This window comes from Vibrio sp. SCSIO 43009 (assembly GCF_023716525.1).
Taxonomy (GTDB): domain Bacteria; phylum Pseudomonadota; class Gammaproteobacteria; order Enterobacterales; family Vibrionaceae; genus Vibrio; species Vibrio alginolyticus.
Genome location: NZ_CP071842.1, coordinates 2,834,971 through 2,853,381, shown reverse-complemented (window position 1 = coordinate 2,853,381; position 18,411 = coordinate 2,834,971). Strand labels below are relative to the sequence as shown.

Genomic DNA, 18,411 nt, shown 5'->3' with positions numbered 1-18,411 from the left:
ACCATAAATTGAGGAAGATTGCAGCGAATATCCTATGTGGGATGATTTTTTATGGTATTGGATTGGCAGGTGCTTTAATCTAAATACTGTAAATATAAACAGATAAGGAAGCATTCATGACGGCACAACAGCCTGTCAATCAACAAGATTTTTCGCTTGTTGAGCAATTCTTAGATGCGATGTGGATGGAGCGTGGTCTATCAGAGAACACGTTGGCTTCCTACCGAAACGATTTAATGAAGCTGCTCGTGTGGATGGAAAAACATCGATACCGTCTTGATTTTATCAGTTTGTCTGGCTTGCAAGAATATCAAAGCCACCTTGTAGACTTAGATTACAAACAGACGTCCCGTGCGCGTATGTTGTCGGCTATTCGTCGTTTATTTCAATACCTGCATCGCGAGAAGGTGCGTGCTGATGACCCGAGTGCGCTCTTGGTTAGCCCTAAACTGCCACAACGTTTACCCAAAGATATTAGTGAAGAGCAAGTGGACGCGTTGCTCGAAGCGCCAGACCCGAATGACCCTATAGAATTGCGCGATAAAGCGATGCTAGAGCTACTCTACGCGACAGGGTTGCGTGTGACAGAGCTCGTCAGTTTGACCATGGAAAATGTTAGCTTGCGCCAAGGGGTGGTGCGCGTGACTGGTAAAGGTGGTAAAGAACGCCTGGTTCCTATGGGGGAAAACGCGGTCGATTGGATCGAGACGTTCATTCAACAAGGGCGCCCTGCGTTACTTGGTGATACATCATCTGATATTGTTTTTCCTAGTAAACGCGCAAGACAGATGACTCGTCAGACGTTTTGGCACCGTATTAAATACTATGCTTTGATAGCAGGGATTGATACTGATCAGCTGTCGCCGCACGTACTGCGTCATGCCTTTGCCACGCATTTATTGAACTATGGCGCAGATCTCAGGGTCGTACAGATGCTTTTAGGACATAGTGACTTATCGACCACGCAAATTTATACTCACGTGGCGACTGAACGATTGAAGCAGATCCACAGTCAACACCACCCAAGAGCATAACAATGGTTAGATTCATCCATGTCCTCTTGGAAAAACGATTTTACATTAAGGTGAATTTCATGAGCGTATTACGCCGACTAACTCTGCTGACTTTACCATTTTTTGTTACCGCTTGTGGTGCAGAAGAAAGTCAGGCTCAAACGGAGACTCCTGCGCAACAAGTGGCGCCAGCTGCACAAAGCGGCTTTGATGAAGCAGCATTAAAAACTAAGTTCTCAAAGCTTGGTTTATCTATCGTTGATATTCAACCATCAGACGTCGCTGGCTTATTGGAAATTCAAACCAATGGCGGGATCCTGTTTGCTTCAAATGATGGTAGCCATTTTATCGCCGGTACGCTTTATGCCATTAATGATGATGGCAGTTACAAAGATGTCATAGCAGAGCGTCAAGCGCCGCTTAACGCCGAGAAAATTGCGCAGTTCTCCGATAGCATGATCGAATACAAAGCCGACGATGAAAAGTACGTTGTGACCGTATTCACCGATATCACATGTGGTTACTGTGTGCGTCTGCATAGCCAAATGCAAGGCTATAATGATCTAGGTATTACAGTGCGTTACATGGCTTACCCTCGCCAAGGTGCAACTGGCCCTGTGGCAGAACAAATGGCAACGATTTGGTGTGCTGAAGATCCGGCGTCGGCAATGCACAACGCGAAAGTGAATCGTACATTTGATAACCCTGCGAAAGACCTGAAACAGTGTAAAGAAACCATCCAGGCGCATTACAATCTAGGTCGCCAATTGGGTATTTCTGGTACGCCAGCAATCTTCTTACCGAATGGCGAAATGGTTGGTGGCTACCTACCACCTGCAGAGCTATTGAAACGTTTAAAGCAACTATAATCCATTAGGAGCAGAGTCGGCAAAGTTGTCGGCTCTTTTAAGCATGATAGAAATTCAACGACGTCCTGAACCTGATCTTTCCCTTCTTCCTGATTCCATTCCTCCGATTCTTAAACGTATCTACATCAACCGTGGGATAACGGATCTTTCACAATTAGAAACGTCGGCCCGTGGGTTGCATTCATATCAAAAACTCGGGGGGATTGAGCAAGCTGTCGATCTTTTGTTTCAGGGGATAAAAGAACAAAAACGCATCATCGTTGTCGGTGATTTTGACGCTGATGGCGCGACAAGCTCAGCATTATCAGTACTCGCGCTGCGCATGCTTGGTAGTCACAATGTGGATTACCTAGTGCCAAATCGTTTTGAAGACGGTTATGGGTTAAGCCCAGAAGTCGTTGACCAAGCCTTAGAGCTTGGCGCTGAGATGATCATGACGGTGGATAACGGCGTCTCATCAATCGAAGGCGTGCGTTACGCAAAAGAAAATGGCATTACCGTGCTTGTTACCGATCACCACTTGCCAGGACAAGTGTTGCCTGATGTGGATGCAATGGTGAACCCAAACCTTGAGAGCTGTAGCTTTCCATCTAAAGCGCTTGCGGGTGTAGGGGTCGCGTTTTATCTCATGATGGCACTATGCGTTCATATGCGAAAACACAATTGGTTTGCAGAACAGGGGATGCAAGAGCCCAAGTTGATGGAACTGATTGACCTTGTTGCACTGGGTACCGTCGCCGACGTCGTTCCATTGGATGAAAACAACCGCATTCTTGTACACCAAGGCTTGCAACGTATTCGTGCGGGCAAAGCGCGTCCCGGCATCCAGGCATTAATTGAGGTCGCGAAGCGCGATGCGCGTCGTTTAGTTGCGTCCGATTTTGGCTTTGCTTTAGGTCCACGTATTAACGCTGCAGGTCGTCTTGATGACATGTCTTTCGGTGTTGAACTATTGATGTGTAACAACATCCACGCTGCTCGTCGCATGGCAAGTGAATTGGATGGCTTGAACCAAACTCGTAAAGAGATTGAAGAAGGCATGAAGCAAGAAGCGATGGCTTTCTGTGAGCGCCTTCAGTTTGGTGAAGGCAATGAGCTTCCTTATGGCCTAGCCTTGTTCCAACGTGATTGGCATCAAGGTGTGATTGGTATTTTGGCTTCGCGTATTAAAGAGAAGTTTCACCGTCCAGTCATTGCATTTGCTGATGGCGGAGAAGGGACGATTAAAGGCTCGTGTCGTTCTATTCCGGGGCTACACATGCGCGATGCGTTGGATTTCATCGACACGCAAAACCCGGGTTTGATCATCAAGTTTGGTGGACACGCCATGGCAGCAGGCTTAACGATTAAAGAGCAGGATTTTGAGCGTTTCAGTCGTTTGTTTGATGAAGTGGTAAAAAAGGAACTCGATGAAGCGGCGCTAAAAGGCGTGATCATGTCCGATGGCGAACTTAAGCCGGAAGAGTTCTCTATGCATGTTGCTGAACAGCTGCGATCGGGTGGCCCTTTTGGACAAGCTTTCCCAGAGCCAATCTTTGATGGTGAGTTTAAAGTACTGCATCAAAAGCTGGTGGGTGAGAAGCATCTTAAATTGATGTTAGAGCCGCTTTATAAAGGTCACCCTACCAATGTGATGATCGACGGTATCGCATTCAATGTTGATCTACGTCGATGGCCAGATGCATCGGTTAAAACAGTACGTCTCGCGTATAAGCTGGATGTGAATGAATTTCGTGGTAATCAATCATTGCAATTGATGATCGACCATATCGAAGCTAAGTAATACCTAGATTAACCTTTCTTATAGAGTACGGTTGTCCCTAAGTGGGTGTAAAATTTTATGACCGTGCTCTCTCTCACCGCAATCTGATTTCTCATCCGAAATTTTCCTGTATCTCGGTCACATTTTTCAGTAGAATTTCTCGGTTAAATTCTATTCTAAAATGTTGAGTAAACATGTTTGAAATCAATCCAATTAAAAACCGTCTGCAGGACGTGTCTCAGCGCACAAATGTCCTGAGGGGGTATCTTTGACTATGACGCGAAGAAAGAGCGTCTAGAAGAAGTCAACGCAGAACTTGAACAACCAGATGTATGGAACGAACCTGAGCGTGCGCAAGCACTGGGTAAAGAGCGTGCATCACTAGAAGCGGTTGTTGAAACCATTGATCAACTAGAGCAAGGTGTGGAAGATGTAGAAGGTCTTCTTGAGCTGGCTGTAGAAGAAGAAGATCAAGAAACATTTGACGAAATTGAACCAGAACTTGCTGAGTTGGAAGAGAAGCTAGAAAAGCTTGAATTCCGTCGTATGTTCTCTGGCGACCACGATAGCTCTGATTGTTACATCGATTTGCAAGCTGGCTCTGGTGGTACAGAAGCACAAGACTGGACTAACATGCTGCTGCGTATGTACCTACGTTGGGCAGAAGCGAAGGGCTTCAAAGCTGAAGTGATTGAAGTCTCTGAAGGTGAAGTCGCGGGTCTTAAGTCGGCAACAGTTCGCATCTCTGGTGAATATGCGTACGGTTGGTTACGCACTGAAACGGGCGTTCATCGTCTTGTTCGTAAATCTCCGTTCGATTCAGGCGGTCGTCGCCATACGTCATTTGCTTCTGCGTTCATCTATCCAGAGATTGATGAAAACATCGACATCGACATTAATCCTTCCGACCTACGCATTGACGTTTACCGTGCGTCAGGCGCAGGTGGTCAGCACGTAAACACCACAGAATCTGCGGTACGTATTACGCACGTACCTACGAACACAGTGGTTCAGTGTCAGAATGACCGTTCTCAACATAAGAACAAAGATCAGGCAATGAAACAGCTTCGAGCGAAGCTATTTGAGCTTGAATTGCAAAAGCAAAATGCGGAAAAACAAGCTAATGAAGACGCTAAGTCTGACATTGGCTGGGGTAGCCAGATCCGTTCTTACGTATTGGATGACTCACGTATTAAGGACCTCCGTACGGGCATTGAAAACCGTAATACTCAAGCGGTTCTTGATGGCGATCTGGACAAATTTATTGAAGCTAGCCTGAAATCAGGTCTATAAAGCTTTTCACCGACAAAAACAGGATACATCGAAAATGACTGATGCTGTTCAAAACGAAACTGTACTAGAAGAAAATAAGCTGATTGCTGAACGCCGCGCTAAACTGGATGCAATCCGAAAGAGCTGCAAAGCGAACGGCCATCCAAACGACTTCCGTCGTGACGCACTAGCGGGCGACCTTCAGAAAGAGTTCGGTGAAAAGACGAAGGAAGAGCTAGAAGAGCTTAACCACGTAGTAGCAATCGCTGGCCGTATCATGGCTAAACGTGGTCCATTCTTGGTAATTCAAGAAACTTCTGGCCGTATCCAAGCTTATGCTGACAAAGCGGTTCAAAAAGTACTTAAAGAAAAATACCAAGGTCTAGATATCGGTGACATCATCGGTGTTAAAGGTGCACTTCATAAGTCTGGTAAGGGTGACCTATACGTGAACATGGAAGAGTACGAGTTGCTAACCAAAGCACTACGTCCACTTCCAGAAAAGTTCCACGGTCTAACTGACCAAGAGATGCGTTACCGCCAACGTTACGTTGACCTGATCGTTAACGAAGACTCTCGTCAAGCGTTCGTAGTACGTTCTAAAGTAATGTCTGCAATCCGCAACTTCATGATCTCTAAGCAGTTCATGGAAGTTGAAACGCCAATGATGCACGTTATCCCTGGCGGTGCGAGTGCGCGTCCATTCATCACGCACCACAACGCACTAGACATGCCAATGTACCTACGTATCGCGCCAGAGCTATACCTGAAGCGTCTAGTTGTTGGTGGTTTTGATCGCGTATTCGAAATCAACCGTAACTTCCGTAACGAAGGCCTTTCTCCACGCCACAACCCAGAATTCACAATGATGGAATTCTACATGGCGTACGCAGACTACAAAGATCTGATGGACCTAACTGAAGAACTACTAAGCTCAGTGGCGCAAGAAGTTCTAGGTTCAACGTCAATGCCTTACGGTGATGAAACGGTTGAGTTTGGTGGTACTTACACTCGTATGAGCATGTTCGAAGCAATCAAGCACTACAACCCAGACCACGCGCAAATCCAAGCGCTAACAGAAGAAGACCTACAAAACCGTGATCTAATGGTTTCTATCGCGAAATCTGTTCATGTTGAAGTAGAACCTTTCTGGACATGTGGTCAGCTTCTTGAAGAGATCTTTGGTGAAACAGCAGAACCTAAGCTAATGCAGCCTACGTTCATCACTGGTTACCCAGCAGATATTTCTCCGTTGGCTCGTCGTAGCGATGATAACCCGTTCTTTACAGACCGCTTTGAGTTCTTTATCGGTGGCCGTGAAGTAGCGAACGGTTTCTCAGAGCTTAACGATGCTGAAGACCAAGATGCACGCTTTAAAGCACAGGTTGAAGCGAAAGAGTCTGGTGACGACGAAGCAATGTTCTACGATGCAGACTACATCACTGCTCTAGAGCACGGCCTACCGCCAACAGCAGGCCAAGGTATCGGTATCGACCGTTTGGTTATGCTACTGACTAACACGCACACTATCCGTGACGTGATCCTATTCCCTGCAATGCGCCCGCAAGCGTAATTCGATAGGATGAGTAAAAAACCACCTTCGGGTGGTTTTTTTTTGCCTTTTAGTTAAGTTAATTCAAGTTGTTGCATTTGCTTTTTAATGGGATATGCAAATAAACATTCGCCAAATCTCAATCTATTGCATAGTCTTAATACTGAGACAGACGTGAGGGGGCGGAGTCTCGATAATGTTACCCGCTCGCAAAGATAAGTTTGTGGCACAAAATTTCTATTAACAATGAAAAAGGGTTAGAGAATGGCTGGGCAGTTTAAGATGGATTCCATCCCGGGATCGCTTGTGGTAGTTGGCGGTACTTATGAGCCTTGGTTATCGGTACTGGAGCAAGTGGGCTGGAAGTGTCACCAAGTAGGTGACTTACGCAAAGCTAATACGCTGTTAGAAGATATTGGTCCATGTATCGGTATTGTTGATCTCAGCCATGACGAGTTCAGCTTGAATGGTTTGGCGAACTTAGTCAGCTCTCACAAACACGTACGTTGGTTAGCGTTTATTCGTGAATCTCAGCTTGGCACTGACACCATATGCCAGTTCATTGTTAACTTTTGTATCGATTTTTTCACAGCGCCGATCCCAGATGCACAGTTATTAAGCACAATAGGTCACCAGCTTGGCATGCTTAAGTTGGAGAAAAAAGTTTGGCCTAGTTTTGGTAGCAGTTTAGATATGGGTTTGATCGGTGAATCTATCCCGATGAAACGTTTACGCGATCAAGTGAAGCGCATTGGTCCAACGGACGTCAGTATTCTGATTTCTGGGGAAAGTGGGACTGGTAAAGAGGCGGTTGCTAGGGCCATCCATAAAGTCTCTTCACGCTCTCATAAACCGTTTATGGCAATTAACTGTCGCGCACTCAATGAACAACGTTTCCAAGCTGAAGTATTTGGTATTAACGCCGATGAAGATATGGAAGCATGCCTGCTTGAACAAGCAGATGGCGGCACCGTGTTGTTTAACGACATTCTTACCATTTCAAAAGAGCAGCAAATGAATCTGCTGAGATTCTTGCAAGAAGGCACCATTGATACCAAAGATGGCGTAAAAGCGGTTAACGTGCGTATTCTTGCTGCTAACTCGTCAGATGTTGAAAAAGCTTTGATTGACGGTGACTTCAATGAAGAGCTTTACCATTACATCAACGTTCTGCGCATCAATGTCCCTAGCTTGAAAGAACGTGCGAGTGACATCGCATTGCTGGCTCGTTTCTACTTACAAGAGTTCTCAAAAGAGTACAACTCGCAAGCAAAAAGCTTTTCTGAGGATGCATTCAAGGCACTGACACGTTATTTCTGGCCTGGAAATGTGCGTGAGCTGATGAACCAAGTGAAGCGAGCGGTATTAATGTCCGACAGCGTAATGATTGAAGAGCATCATTTAGATTTACCTCAACGTAATGACTCAAAGCGCAGCTTGAAATCAATCCGTGAGAAGAGTGAACGTGATGCGTTGCTGGTTGTTTTGGAATCTCATTCTGGTCAAGTTTCAAATGCGGCGAAAGAGCTCGGAGTTTCGCGTGCAACCATGTATCGACTACTTAATAAACATAACTTGATTTCCGAACAAGCCATGTAGTTGGCCTTTCCCTGTGTTAAATAGGCGAATAAATACAATAAAAGAGAGTGGCCACAGAGCCGCTCTTTTTATTTTTGTTTGGTTTGATTTATAAAATCCGCAAATTTATATATTCCTCAGGTGAATATGTTATACGTAAAAGTATATGAAACTAAATTGCGGTGTATTGATTTGTTTTTAATCAAAAAGGCAAAAAATGTTTGATATATATTCATCAAAGCTTACAATTTAACCGTAACTCAATGAGTTATACCTTTCATAAACGGATTAATTTTTAGCTAGGAGGCGCAAGATGAAACATTACGTTGTTAACACCACTGCTTGCGCTGATCGTATGCCTATCGCTCCGATAATCCTTAAATCGGATGATACCAATACCACTGGCTCACAAGATAAAAATTAATCCGTAACCTATCATATTTATTACTAGGCTGCGGGAAAGTAGCGGCTTAGTATCAACAGAATATTTCTGTTCATTTTACGCACTATTTTTTCCCAGTCGAATACATCGATAATCGGAGAAAATATTATGCGTCACTCTATTTACCTACAATTGGCCACTTTGCTATTGAAAGCAGACCTTAAACGCGAAGAAAAACAATGGCAGCGTACCATACGCCGAACTGCTCATGATATTCCATGGACGAATGTTCATCTATTGAGGGATATTGGTTTAGATCGCGATGGTCGTTCTACACGTGCCAATGTTCCGGATGCAGTAAAAGTTGAACGTCGAGTTCGTCACCTTCGTCGAGTCTTAACGTCGCGAATAATGACGTAATCGTTAGCGTGTTGGACTGACTGAGTTGCTAACGAGTCATTCAACACGCTTAACTTTTTATATGAAGTATGACTTCATTGGATAAACAGCTGATCTTGAAGATCAGCTGTTTTCGTTTGAAGGGAGCTTTACTGTTAAGGGCAAGGATTCGAGTAAGTTGTACCTATTGCTTGAATTTCAGTAAGTAGCTCGTCGCTAAGTTGCAAATCAATACTGTCGATATTGGCTTTTAATTGGTCTAGGTTTGTTGCTCCGATAATGTTAGAAGCAACAAATGGACGCTGATTGACAAACGCGAGCGCCATTTGTGCAGGGTTTAGACCATGCTCTTGAGCTAAATTGACGTAAGCTTCGGTCGCTTTAACACCTTGTGGAGTGAAGTAGCGCGCAAAACGCTCCCACTTAGTGCATCGAGCGCCTTCAGGTTTTGCCCCGTTTAGGTATTTACCACTCAGGCAGCCAAATGCCAAAGGAGAGTAGGCAAGTAACTGAACGCCTTCGTAATGGCTGATTTCAGACAAGCCAACTTCGAAGCTGCGGTTCAATAAGTTATATGGGTTTTGAATGGAGACAATTCTTGGCAAATCGTGCTTTTCTGCCAAACGCAGTAGCGACATCACCCCCCACGGCGTCTCGTTGGATACGCCGATATAGCGCACTTTACCTGCATTCACTAATTCAGTAAGCGCTTCCAACGTTTCAATTAACGTGACTTCTTCTTGTTTGTCAGGGTATGGGTAGTTGAGTTGACCAAAGCAGTTGGTTTGACGCTGCGGCCAATGTAGTTGGTACAAATCGACATAATCGGTTTGTAGACGATTAAGGCTGTCATCAATTGCTGTATGGATGTGGCGACGATTAAGGCTCATGTTGTCTCTAATGTGAGGAACATTGCGAGGGCCTGCCACTTTTGTTGCCAGTACTACTTTTTCTCTTTTGCCGCTTTTTGCTAACCAATTACCGATGTATTGCTCGGTAAGCCCTTGTGTTTCCGATCTTGGCGGTACAGGGTACATCTCTGCGGTATCGATGAAGTTCACCCCATGATCGAGGGCAAAGTCGAGCTGTTCAAAGGCGTCCTTTTCTGTGTTTTGCTCGCCAAACGTCATAGTGCCGAGGCAGATTTTACTGATCTCAAGTGATGAGTGCGGTAGTTTTGTGTATTGCATATCACGTCCTTGAAGAGTTACCGACTAAATAAGTGACTCCAATATAGGGGATTTTTAGCCGCAATCGCAAATGATTTACGTATAAAGGAAGAGCAAACTCGAAAGCTACAGTTAGCCTAACTACACTTAAATGATCGTGTGAAGGAGGTATGTTATGCAGAAGCATCAATTGGACATGTGGCTACATGGTCCACATAAAGATACTTATAAAACTCCCAAAGTATTTGTGATTGGGTGTTCTGATGTCTCTGACTATCTTTTAGCTGTGGAGTACAAGCATCAACTTGAGCCGATTAAAGACGGTGAAGACCCGATACATTTTGGCTCTCTAGACTTAGTAAAAGAAGAACTATTGAGGCTAGGGGTCGATAAAGCGTATTTAAGGCTGCGCAATGCGTATGACGAATGTGGCACTGAAGAGGCAGCCTCGTACTGCGATATTGAGTTATCGCTCGTGACGCACTAAATAGCTGATATGGTTTTATTCTGGTTGAGTGTTAATGTAGTGCTTGAGTAAGATCTGTTCAGTAAACTGTGTTCTAAGGTAAAAGCCTCGGGGCAGAGTTTTCATCGGCTTACCATTTGAGTTGTATGCTTCGGTGAGCGCTTTTGCATTTGCGGCTTTAGGGCGAAGATGCAGCGCTTCTCCGTGTCTGGCGGAAATTTGATCAAATCTTCCCAAGACGATCATCTCCATTAACTCTTCCCAGTCATTTCGCAAAATCCGCTCTTCTTCTTCATCTGGTGACCAAATGAGTGGACTGCCCACACGTCTTTCTGGGAGTGGGATTTCTCGTTCTCCTTCTACGGGTACCCAAAGCACACGAGATAGCTTGTTTCGAACATGACTTGTTTCCCATGTAAGACCATGAACACCAGTGAGGGGAGCCACAGAAACAAAGGTTGTTTCTAAAGGTTTGCCAGAATAACTGATTGGAATACTTTTCAACTCGATCCCTAGTTTTGCGAAATCTTGTTGAGGTTTACTGCCAGCTGGAGCGCCCAAGTGCCATTCGAGTAATTGACCCACCCAACCTTTATCACGTTTTAAGTTTTCAGGAACAATCATATTCGCCTCGGCGGCCAACTCAGCAAAACTGAGTCCTGCCATATCATGCGCTCGTTCCAATAGCTCTGCTTCTGTTTGTGGTTCTGGTTTCATAGTTACAAGGTGGTATTACAAAAAATATAGTTTATCAAACTCCGACCAAATCTACTGTTTAAGATTTCACCGAGGCGGTGTAAGAACGATCAATTCATAACTTATCCACAGGTGGAGGAGATATAGATAAGATCCTGACGGGGTCTGTATGAATAAACAGGGGTTAAAATGCATTTTTGGGGTTGATTTTGTTGTAATCATCTAAACGAATAGCAGGTGAGTGTGGATAAATAGCCTATTGGTGGATCTTTGACCGATCTGAGTTTGGTGAAAAGATCATCAAGAAACTGAAGATCTAATTATCGTTATTTTTAAAAATAAATACTTTTTTATCAATGTCTTATGTTTGTTTTTTTGTTTCTTTATTTGTTTTGCTTTTGATGGGATTGAACTGAATTACTCATTTGAATTGAATTCTTCACAAAGTTATTCACAGAAAAGGTGAATAAATGTGGGCAATGTCTCACTCTTGTGTTGATAAGGTATGGTTTGATTAAAAGATATCCAAAAATGCTGAAAAGGTAATAAATCTTGCTCATATCACATCAGTAAGTTTGCTAGTAATGGGGATATGTGGAAAAATCACGGTAATAAAAAATTTATTCATAGAGGTTAGCCAGTGATAGATGGCGATGGTTACCGACTTAATGTTGGTATTGTGATATGTAATAACCATGGTCAGGTCTTCTGGGCTAAACGATACGGGCAACACTCATGGCAATTTCCACAAGGTGGGATTGACGAAGGTGAAACCCCTGAACAAGCCATGTTCAGGGAGTTATACGAAGAAGTCGGTTTAACGAAAAAAGACGTTAAGATCATTGCAACAAGTCGTCATTGGTTAAGATATAAGCTACCAAAGCGATTGGTGCGTTGGGACTCCAAGCCTGTTTGTATCGGCCAAAAACAGAAATGGTTTCTGCTGAGATTAGAATGCGATGAGTCTCGCATTAATATGCAACGCGGAAAATCCCCTGAATTTGATGGTTGGCGCTGGGTAAGTTACTGGTATCCAGTTAGGCAAGTTGTTTCTTTCAAGCGAGATGTTTATCGACGAGCGATGAAAGAATTTGCATCCTTAGCCATGCCTTTTCGAGAGAGAAAAGCGAAAGGGAAAAGAAAAAAGCAACGTAGAGGATAATCATGCTCAGTCAGCTAAGGGAAATAGTTGAGAAAGTCTCCAGGGTCGATGATGTGCATCTGGCACTCGATATATTGGTGAAAGAGACTTGTGCTGCCCTTAGTACTGAGTGCTGTACTATCTATCTTGCTAATGAAGAAATGCAGCGCCTTGAGTTAATGGCAACTCAAGGCCTTATTTTTGAAGGTGATAGTATTCATATCAACTTCAATGAAGGCTTGGTTGGGTTGGTAAAACGAAGCGCTGAACCCCTTAACCTTGCCGAAGCCTCAAAACACCCCGAGTTCAAATTCTTTCCTCAACTCGGCGAACAGATTTACCACTCTTTTTTAGCTACTCCAATCATTCATCGTAAACAAGTTTTAGGTGTGTTGGTGATCCAACAAAAAACGCCGCGCTTGTTTAGTGAAATGGAAGAATCGTTTCTTGTTACCTTATCCGCTCAGTTAGCGGTGCTCATTGCACATGCGCAGAATCTTGGGCATTGGCAGTTAGCATCTAAACCCACGGTATTAAAAGGTTTGCCTGCGTCTACTGGTGTCGCGATTGGAGAGTTTTGGTTCGACAATACCCAGCCGAGTTTATCGGATGTTTTCCCTTCGTCCACGTTAGATAAGGAACGCGAGCACGAGACACTACTGGTGGCCATAGAGCGAGCGTTAAATGACTTTCGCCGTATGCGGAAAAAGCTGGACAGTGAAATCAACAAAGATGCGCTTGCGATCTTCGATCTGTTTACTCACTTACTGAATGATCCGATGCTTCGCGGTGATTTGAAGAAGCAGATTGAAAAAGGAGATAGGGCAGACTGGGCGTTACGCCAAGTTGTAGAGTCATACTCGAATCGATTTGCCAGAATGTCGGATGTATACATGCGTGAAAGAGCGCAAGATATCCGAGAGTTAGGGCAAAGGCTGCTCTATTTTCTACACAACAGCGAGCAAGAAAATTCTGCAATTAATCGTCCCATTATTTTGGTGGCGAATGAACTCACTGCCACCTTGCTCGCTTCTGTACCTAAAGAGTTTTTGTTAGCTGTCGTATCATTAGAGGGAGGCGCTAACTCTCACGCTGCCATTTTATCTCGAGCTCTTGGGGTCCCTGCAGTCATGGGCGCCAACATTAATCCGGATGTGGTTAATGGCAAACTCGGGATAGTCGACGGCTATACGGGTGAGATCTTCTTAGAGCCAAACCGCCAGTTGTTGCGAGAGTATCGCAGCTTAGTAAGCGAAGAGTCTGAATTGTTTGCCATGGTAAACAAAGGACCTCGCACTCCCTGCGGTTACGCAAGATAATCACCATATCGAAATTATGCTGAATGCGGGACTCAGTGCAGACAGTAATATTGCCATCAACACAGGTGTTGATGGTGTTGGGTTGTACCGAACTGAGATTGCATTTTTACTTCAGCATCACTTTCCTTCGGAAGATGAGCAGTATCATCAATACCAAGCAATACTTAACAGCTATCCGAATCAACGAGTAGTGATGCGTACTTTGGATATTGGTGGTGACAAACCTTTGCCGTATTTGCCCATCGAAGAAGATAATCCGTTTCTAGGCTGGCGTGGCATTCGTTTTACATTGGATCATCCAGACATTTTCTTGATCCAGCTGCGTGCAATGTTAAGAGGGAGTGCAGAAAGCGGAAACTTAAGTATCTTATTGCCAATGGTGTCAGGGGTAAAAGAGCTAGACGATGCCATTAGCTTGATTAATCAAGCTCACAGCGAAGCCGTTTTGCTTGATGATAGAATTCAATTCCCACAAATTGGGGTCATGATTGAAGTACCATCGATGGTGTATCTGTTGCCAACGATTGCTCACCGTGTTGATTTTGTTTCTGTCGGGACAAATGATTTAACTCAGTATTTATTAGCGGTAGATAGGAACAATTCGCGCGTAGCGGATGTCTATGAATCTATGCATCCTGCGGTACTGTTAGCGCTTAAGCAAATCCATGAGGTGTGTGATAAATATCAGGTGCCCGTGTGTATTTGTGGTGAGCTAGCGGGTGATCCATTTGGCGCTCTTCTCTTACTTGGGTTAGGGTATACCAGTTTGAGTATGAACACCTCCAATGTGGCTAAGGTGAAATATTTGATTCGTCATAGCCAACAAGAAGAATTAGAAAAATTAGCGGAGCAAGCAATGACAAAGTCCTATGGGGAGGACATTCATCAAATGATGCATGACTTCTTCATTCAACAGGGCTTTGCGGGCTTTATCCGTGCAGGTAAAAAGTAGGAAATCGTGACCGTCTCTTTATTTTTGTTATTGTTGGCGCTAGGCGCTTTTGTGGGTGTGATGGCGGGGTTACTCGGTATCGGTGGTGGTTTGATTGTTGTTCCTGCCTTGTTGTATTTGCTTCCTCTTGCTGGGATCTCTCCAGAAATGAGTATGCACATGGCCTTAGCCACTTCGTTAGCGAGTATTATTGTCACGTCTGGCTCATCGGCGATGAATCACCTTAAGCTCGGCAATGTCGATATGTTTGTCGTAAAATGGTTGATGCCTGGTGTGGTCATTGGTGGCTTTGTTGGTGCCAATATTGCTGAGTGGATCCCTACACACTATTTGCCGAAAGTGTTTGGTGTCATTGTTCTTTGCCTGTCAGTACAAATGTTTCGTTCCATTAAAGTTACGAGCAGTAAACCTATGCCGAGCAGCCCTGTGACTGTAGTTTACGGCACGGGAATTGGTGTCGTATCAAGCCTTGCTGGTATTGGTGGTGGCTCACTGTCGGTACCATTTTTAAATAAACATGGGATAGAGATGCGTAAAGCGGTGGGCTCATCCTCCGTTTGTGGTTGCGTGATTGCTATTTCTGGTATGATCGGCTTCATCTTACATGGCTATAAAGTGGAAGGCTTACCTTCATACAGTATTGGCTATGTTTATCTTCCCGCTTTATTAGCGATTGCTATGGCCTCGATGCTCACAACAAAAGTGGGTGCGAAGCTCGCAACTAACCTTCCAACTGCGGTATTAAAAAAGATATTCGCGGTGTTCTTAATGTTTGTTGCAGCGACCATGCTGCTCTAAGTTTGTACCCAAGTCATTCTCGCTGAACCAAGCATCTAGAGGTTACTTGGGTATATTTATTTTGTTGTGATAAGAAGAGAATGATTTATGTCTCAGGGATATATTGAATTTCCCAATATTGATCCGGTTTTAATCTCTATTGGTCCTGTTTCGGTTCGTTGGTACGGTTTGATGTACCTTGTTGGCTTTATGTTTGCTCTATGGTTAGCGAACCGACGTGCGGATAAGCCTGGAAGTGGTTGGACACGAGAGCAGGTTTCTGATTTGTTGTTCGCAGGCTTCCTTGGCGTGGTGATTGGTGGCCGTGTAGGCTACGTGCTTTTCTACAATTTTGAGCTCTTCCTGGCTGACCCTTTGTATCTATTTAAAGTGTGGACCGGTGGTATGTCTTTCCACGGGGGCTTACTGGGTGTGATTACTGCGATGTTCTGGTATGCACACAAAAACGGGCGAACTTTCTTCGGTGTTGCTGACTTTATCGCGCCGCTTGTGCCATTTGGTTTGGGTATGGGGCGTTTAGGTAACTTCATGAACAGCGAGTTGTGGGGCCGAGTAACGGATGTGCCTTGGGCGATCGTTTTCCCAAATGGCGGTCCACTGCCACGTCATCCATCACAGCTTTATGAAATGGCGCTTGAAGGTATCGTCCTTTTCTTCATTTTGAATTGGTTCATCAAGAAACCTCGTCCTCTAGGTTCTGTTTCAGGACTCTTTCTTGCGGGTTACGGAACCTTCCGTTTCCTAGTAGAATACGTGCGCGAACCAGACGCTCATTTGGGGTTATTCGGTGGCTTTATTTCCATGGGACAGATTTTATCCCTGCCAATGGTGGTTATCGGTGTCCTCATGATGGTTTGGGCATACAAACGTGGTCATTACAAAGACGAATTACCACAAAAGACGAAGTAAGGTATTGGTGTGAAACAGTATTTAGATTTGTGTCAACGCATCGTTGACCAAGGTGTTTGGGTTGAAAATGAGCGTACAGGCAAGCGCTGCCTGACCGTAATCAACGCGGATTTAACCTACGATGTTGCGAACAATCAATTTCCGTTGGTCACCACACGTAAAAGTTTTTGGAAAGCGGCCGTTGCAGAGCTATTAGGGTATATTCGTGGTTACGATAATGCGGAAGATTTTCGTAAGCTGGGCACGAAAACCTGGGATGCCAATGCCAACCTAAATGATGCCTGGTTGAATAACCCATACCGTAAAGGCGAAGACGACATGGGCCGTGTCTATGGGGTTCAAGGGCGCGCCTGGGCGAAACCTGATGGTGGTCATGTTGACCAGCTACGTAAGATAGTGGATGACTTAACGCGTGGTGTTGATGATCGCGGTGAAATCTTGAACTTCTACAACCCGGGTGAGTTCCACATGGGGTGCTTGCGTCCTTGTATGTACAGTCACCATTTTTCATTGCTGGATGATACGCTTTACCTGAATAGTACTCAGCGTTCGTGTGATGTACCGCTTGGCTTAAACTTCAATATGGTTCAAGTTTACGTATTCTTGGCGATTATGGCGCAAATTACGGGCAAGAAACCTGGTCAGGCATTTCATAAGATTGTGAATGCTCACATTTATGAAGACCAGCTTGAACTGATGCGCGATGTTCAGTTGAAGCGTGAGCCATTAAAAGCGCCGACGTTCCATATCAACCCAGAGATTAAATCTCTAGAAGATTTGGAAACATGGGTCACACTGGATGACTTTTGGGTTGAAGGGTACGAGCATCACGATCCTATTCGTTACCCATTCTCAGTGTAACGAGTATCGTTCTTCAAGATATAGAAAAAGCTCCGAGTGGAGCTTTTTTCTTTTTTGTACTTAGAAGGTATTATTTTAGTGCACTGACAATATAACGGTGAATTGGGCTGGTCTGCATCGGTGTGGATAGTGCCGGGCTAATAAACTTAGGTTGAGTGAATATTTCTTTACTCACTAATGAACGGATAAGCTCAAAGTACTTCAGCTCAGTTTTCCCGCACAACAATAGTGAAAAGTCATCGCCCAATTTATCATAGGCATTGAGCACCTCTCGGAATCCTCTAAGATACAAGTAATCCTTCGTTAAACCTCCACCTCGATAGACTCGGGCAGTCGTTGTAAATGCTTGAAGATCAGAAGCTTTATACTGTTCTTTTAATAGCATGAACGTATGGCGGAAATCGCGATCCTTGATCATCGACTCTACTGCCAGAACTCGTAAGGCTAAGGTTCTTAGGCGCTTGATACTGAAATGTCCTGACAGATACTCACATAATATAGCCAGCCCTTCTTGAGTGTTGGTATTGGCAGGACAACCTAAGCTCAGGACTTTTAGCGGTTGTTGACGACCGTTAAGCGTAGTCAGGAGATGTACTCCCATTTCATGATGTGCAAGAGCCTCCAGCTCATCAGTGGTGATGTACGCCGCGTGGTTAATTTTGACTCGAGACCCTGAAACTAGTGCGTTTGCTAACATCCCGTCCAACACCTGTATTTCACATTCATACCCATTGCGTTGAGCAAAATTTTGCATGAAACGTGCTATTGCACGGCTATCGTGCTGAGGTTCTTTTTCTTCTTCTGTAGGAAGGTGCAATATGAAATGGGCGTTGGCAATATCTTTGGCGCTCGGTTCCCCATAATAGCGTAAGGAGTTATAAAGAAACTCTTGCGTGCCTATGGTATTCACTTGATCCAGTTTATCTGCATAAGACTGAATTACATCCGCGTACAGCCTCTGCAGTTGGGTGTCTTGAATGTTTTCTAGAGGTAGCTCATATAGACGTCGCTTTGCACTGTGGGTATCTACGTTAGTAATTGAATATTGAAAATTAGGCTCTTGAGAATATTTGTTTTTAATGAAACGTTCTCTTTCTTGAGCATAATTAAGAGGATTCACGCTACTAAGGATATCAATATCAGCAACCAGTTGGGTTAGGTTTTCGTCTATTGCGAGTAGCTGATCAGAAATAGCGTCATTAAGCTGCGTCATGTTGTCGACTCCAAATGAGATAGCTCAGCATAAGCATGCTGATGTGGCTCAAATTATCAC

Annotated in this window: 15 protein-coding genes and 1 pseudogene; 13 read left to right on the top strand and 3 right to left on the bottom strand. The window is 44.4% G+C overall.

Annotated features, from left to right (window positions below):
* Window positions 1–116: 116 nt before the first annotated feature.
* From xerD to J4N43_RS13205, 7 genes are all read left to right on the top strand, one after another.
* Entirely contained in the window at window positions 117–1,034 is a 918-nt protein-coding gene (xerD, locus tag J4N43_RS13235) for a site-specific tyrosine recombinase XerD (protein ID WP_005381788.1), read from the top strand.
* Window positions 1,035–1,093: 59 nt separating this feature from the next.
* Complete coding sequence (gene dsbC / locus J4N43_RS13230; RefSeq protein WP_005381786.1) at window positions 1,094–1,882, top strand: bifunctional protein-disulfide isomerase/oxidoreductase DsbC; 789 nt, start codon at window positions 1,094–1,096, stop codon at window positions 1,880–1,882.
* Between the two features lie 43 nt (window positions 1,883–1,925).
* The gene (recJ, locus tag J4N43_RS13225; protein WP_017635068.1) at window positions 1,926–3,665 is read left to right on the top strand and encodes a single-stranded-DNA-specific exonuclease RecJ; all 1,740 of its coding nucleotides are present in this window, start codon (window positions 1,926–1,928) and stop codon (window positions 3,663–3,665) included.
* A 173-nt stretch (window positions 3,666–3,838) separates the two neighbouring features.
* Window positions 3,839–4,937 (top strand): peptide chain release factor 2 gene (gene prfB / locus J4N43_RS13220; protein ID WP_100068604.1). Its coding sequence is split into 2 segments (ribosomal slippage): window positions 3,839–3,913 and window positions 3,915–4,937, totalling 1,098 coding nucleotides; the frame shifts between segments, so codons are not numbered across the junction.
* Window positions 4,938–4,971: 34 nt separating this feature from the next.
* The gene (gene lysS, locus J4N43_RS13215; protein WP_005382861.1) at window positions 4,972–6,489 is read left to right on the top strand and encodes a lysine--tRNA ligase; all 1,518 of its coding nucleotides are present in this window, start codon (window positions 4,972–4,974) and stop codon (window positions 6,487–6,489) included.
* 243 nt (window positions 6,490–6,732) lie between these two features.
* Window positions 6,733–8,067, top strand: a complete 1,335-nt coding sequence (vpsR, locus tag J4N43_RS13210) for a cyclic-di-GMP-binding transcriptional regulator VpsR (protein WP_017635067.1) — start codon at window positions 6,733–6,735, stop codon at window positions 8,065–8,067.
* Between the two features lie 529 nt (window positions 8,068–8,596).
* The gene (locus J4N43_RS13205; RefSeq protein WP_005381776.1) at window positions 8,597–8,848 is read left to right on the top strand and encodes a hypothetical protein; all 252 of its coding nucleotides are present in this window, start codon (window positions 8,597–8,599) and stop codon (window positions 8,846–8,848) included.
* Between the two features lie 134 nt (window positions 8,849–8,982).
* Here J4N43_RS13205 and J4N43_RS13200 read toward each other — a convergent pair whose 3' ends face one another.
* Window positions 8,983–10,017, bottom strand: a complete 1,035-nt coding sequence (locus tag J4N43_RS13200) for an NADP(H)-dependent aldo-keto reductase (RefSeq protein WP_017821502.1) — start codon at window positions 10,015–10,017, stop codon at window positions 8,983–8,985.
* Between the two features lie 154 nt (window positions 10,018–10,171).
* Here J4N43_RS13200 and J4N43_RS13195 point away from each other — a divergent pair, with 154 nt between their 5' ends.
* Complete coding sequence (locus J4N43_RS13195) at window positions 10,172–10,483, top strand: DUF6482 family protein (protein ID WP_005381772.1); 312 nt, start codon at window positions 10,172–10,174, stop codon at window positions 10,481–10,483.
* Between the two features lie 15 nt (window positions 10,484–10,498).
* On the opposite strand, the gene mutH is transcribed toward J4N43_RS13195, so the two are convergent.
* Window positions 10,499–11,179 (bottom strand): DNA mismatch repair endonuclease MutH, encoded by a 681-nt coding sequence (mutH, locus tag J4N43_RS13190; RefSeq protein WP_005381770.1) that lies wholly within the window; start codon window positions 11,177–11,179, stop codon window positions 10,499–10,501.
* 619 nt (window positions 11,180–11,798) lie between these two features.
* Here mutH and rppH point away from each other — a divergent pair.
* The 5 genes and pseudogenes from rppH to J4N43_RS13165 all read left to right on the top strand — a co-directional run bounded on the left by rppH (window position 11,799) and on the right by J4N43_RS13165 (window position 17,138).
* Window positions 11,799–12,320 carry an RNA pyrophosphohydrolase gene (rppH, locus tag J4N43_RS13185; RefSeq protein ID WP_005381953.1) on the top strand — a complete coding sequence of 174 codons (522 nt, stop codon included), beginning with the start codon at window positions 11,799–11,801 and terminating at the stop codon, window positions 12,318–12,320.
* 2 nt (window positions 12,321–12,322) lie between these two features.
* Window positions 12,323–14,570: pseudogene (gene ptsP / locus J4N43_RS13180) on the top strand (phosphoenolpyruvate--protein phosphotransferase).
* Window positions 14,571–14,576: 6 nt separating this feature from the next.
* Complete coding sequence (locus J4N43_RS13175) at window positions 14,577–15,368, top strand: sulfite exporter TauE/SafE family protein (RefSeq protein ID WP_005385965.1); 792 nt, start codon at window positions 14,577–14,579, stop codon at window positions 15,366–15,368.
* An 87-nt stretch (window positions 15,369–15,455) separates the two neighbouring features.
* Window positions 15,456–16,277 carry a prolipoprotein diacylglyceryl transferase gene (gene lgt / locus J4N43_RS13170; RefSeq protein WP_005381948.1) on the top strand — a complete coding sequence of 274 codons (822 nt, stop codon included), beginning with the start codon at window positions 15,456–15,458 and terminating at the stop codon, window positions 16,275–16,277.
* Between the two features lie 9 nt (window positions 16,278–16,286).
* Window positions 16,287–17,138, top strand: a complete 852-nt coding sequence (locus tag J4N43_RS13165; protein ID WP_005381947.1) for a thymidylate synthase — start codon at window positions 16,287–16,289, stop codon at window positions 17,136–17,138.
* 70 nt (window positions 17,139–17,208) lie between these two features.
* Here J4N43_RS13165 and J4N43_RS13160 read toward each other — a convergent pair whose 3' ends face one another.
* Window positions 17,209–18,351 (bottom strand): flavohemoglobin expression-modulating QEGLA motif protein, encoded by a 1,143-nt coding sequence (locus J4N43_RS13160; RefSeq protein ID WP_062730733.1) that lies wholly within the window; start codon window positions 18,349–18,351, stop codon window positions 17,209–17,211.
* Window positions 18,352–18,411 lie beyond the last annotated feature (60 nt).

Excerpts from the sequence above, each read along its gene's own strand:
- xerD (WP_005381788.1), top strand. The coding sequence starts at position 117 with ATGACGGCACAACAGCCTGTCAATCAACAAGATTTTTCGCTTGTTGAG.
- dsbC (WP_005381786.1), top strand. The coding sequence starts at position 1,094 with ATGAGCGTATTACGCCGACTAACTCTGCTGACTTTACCATTTTTTGTT.
- recJ (WP_017635068.1), top strand. The coding sequence starts at position 1,926 with ATGATAGAAATTCAACGACGTCCTGAACCTGATCTTTCCCTTCTTCCT.
- lysS (WP_005382861.1), top strand. The coding sequence starts at position 4,972 with ATGACTGATGCTGTTCAAAACGAAACTGTACTAGAAGAAAATAAGCTG.
- vpsR (WP_017635067.1), top strand. The coding sequence starts at position 6,733 with ATGGCTGGGCAGTTTAAGATGGATTCCATCCCGGGATCGCTTGTGGTA.
- J4N43_RS13205 (WP_005381776.1), top strand. The coding sequence starts at position 8,597 with ATGCGTCACTCTATTTACCTACAATTGGCCACTTTGCTATTGAAAGCA.
- J4N43_RS13200 (WP_017821502.1), bottom strand. The coding sequence starts at position 10,017 with ATGCAATACACAAAACTACCGCACTCATCACTTGAGATCAGTAAAATC.
- J4N43_RS13195 (WP_005381772.1), top strand. The coding sequence starts at position 10,172 with ATGCAGAAGCATCAATTGGACATGTGGCTACATGGTCCACATAAAGAT.
- mutH (WP_005381770.1), bottom strand. The coding sequence starts at position 11,179 with ATGAAACCAGAACCACAAACAGAAGCAGAGCTATTGGAACGAGCGCAT.
- lgt (WP_005381948.1), top strand. The coding sequence starts at position 15,456 with ATGTCTCAGGGATATATTGAATTTCCCAATATTGATCCGGTTTTAATC.
- J4N43_RS13160 (WP_062730733.1), bottom strand. The coding sequence starts at position 18,351 with ATGACGCAGCTTAATGACGCTATTTCTGATCAGCTACTCGCAATAGAC.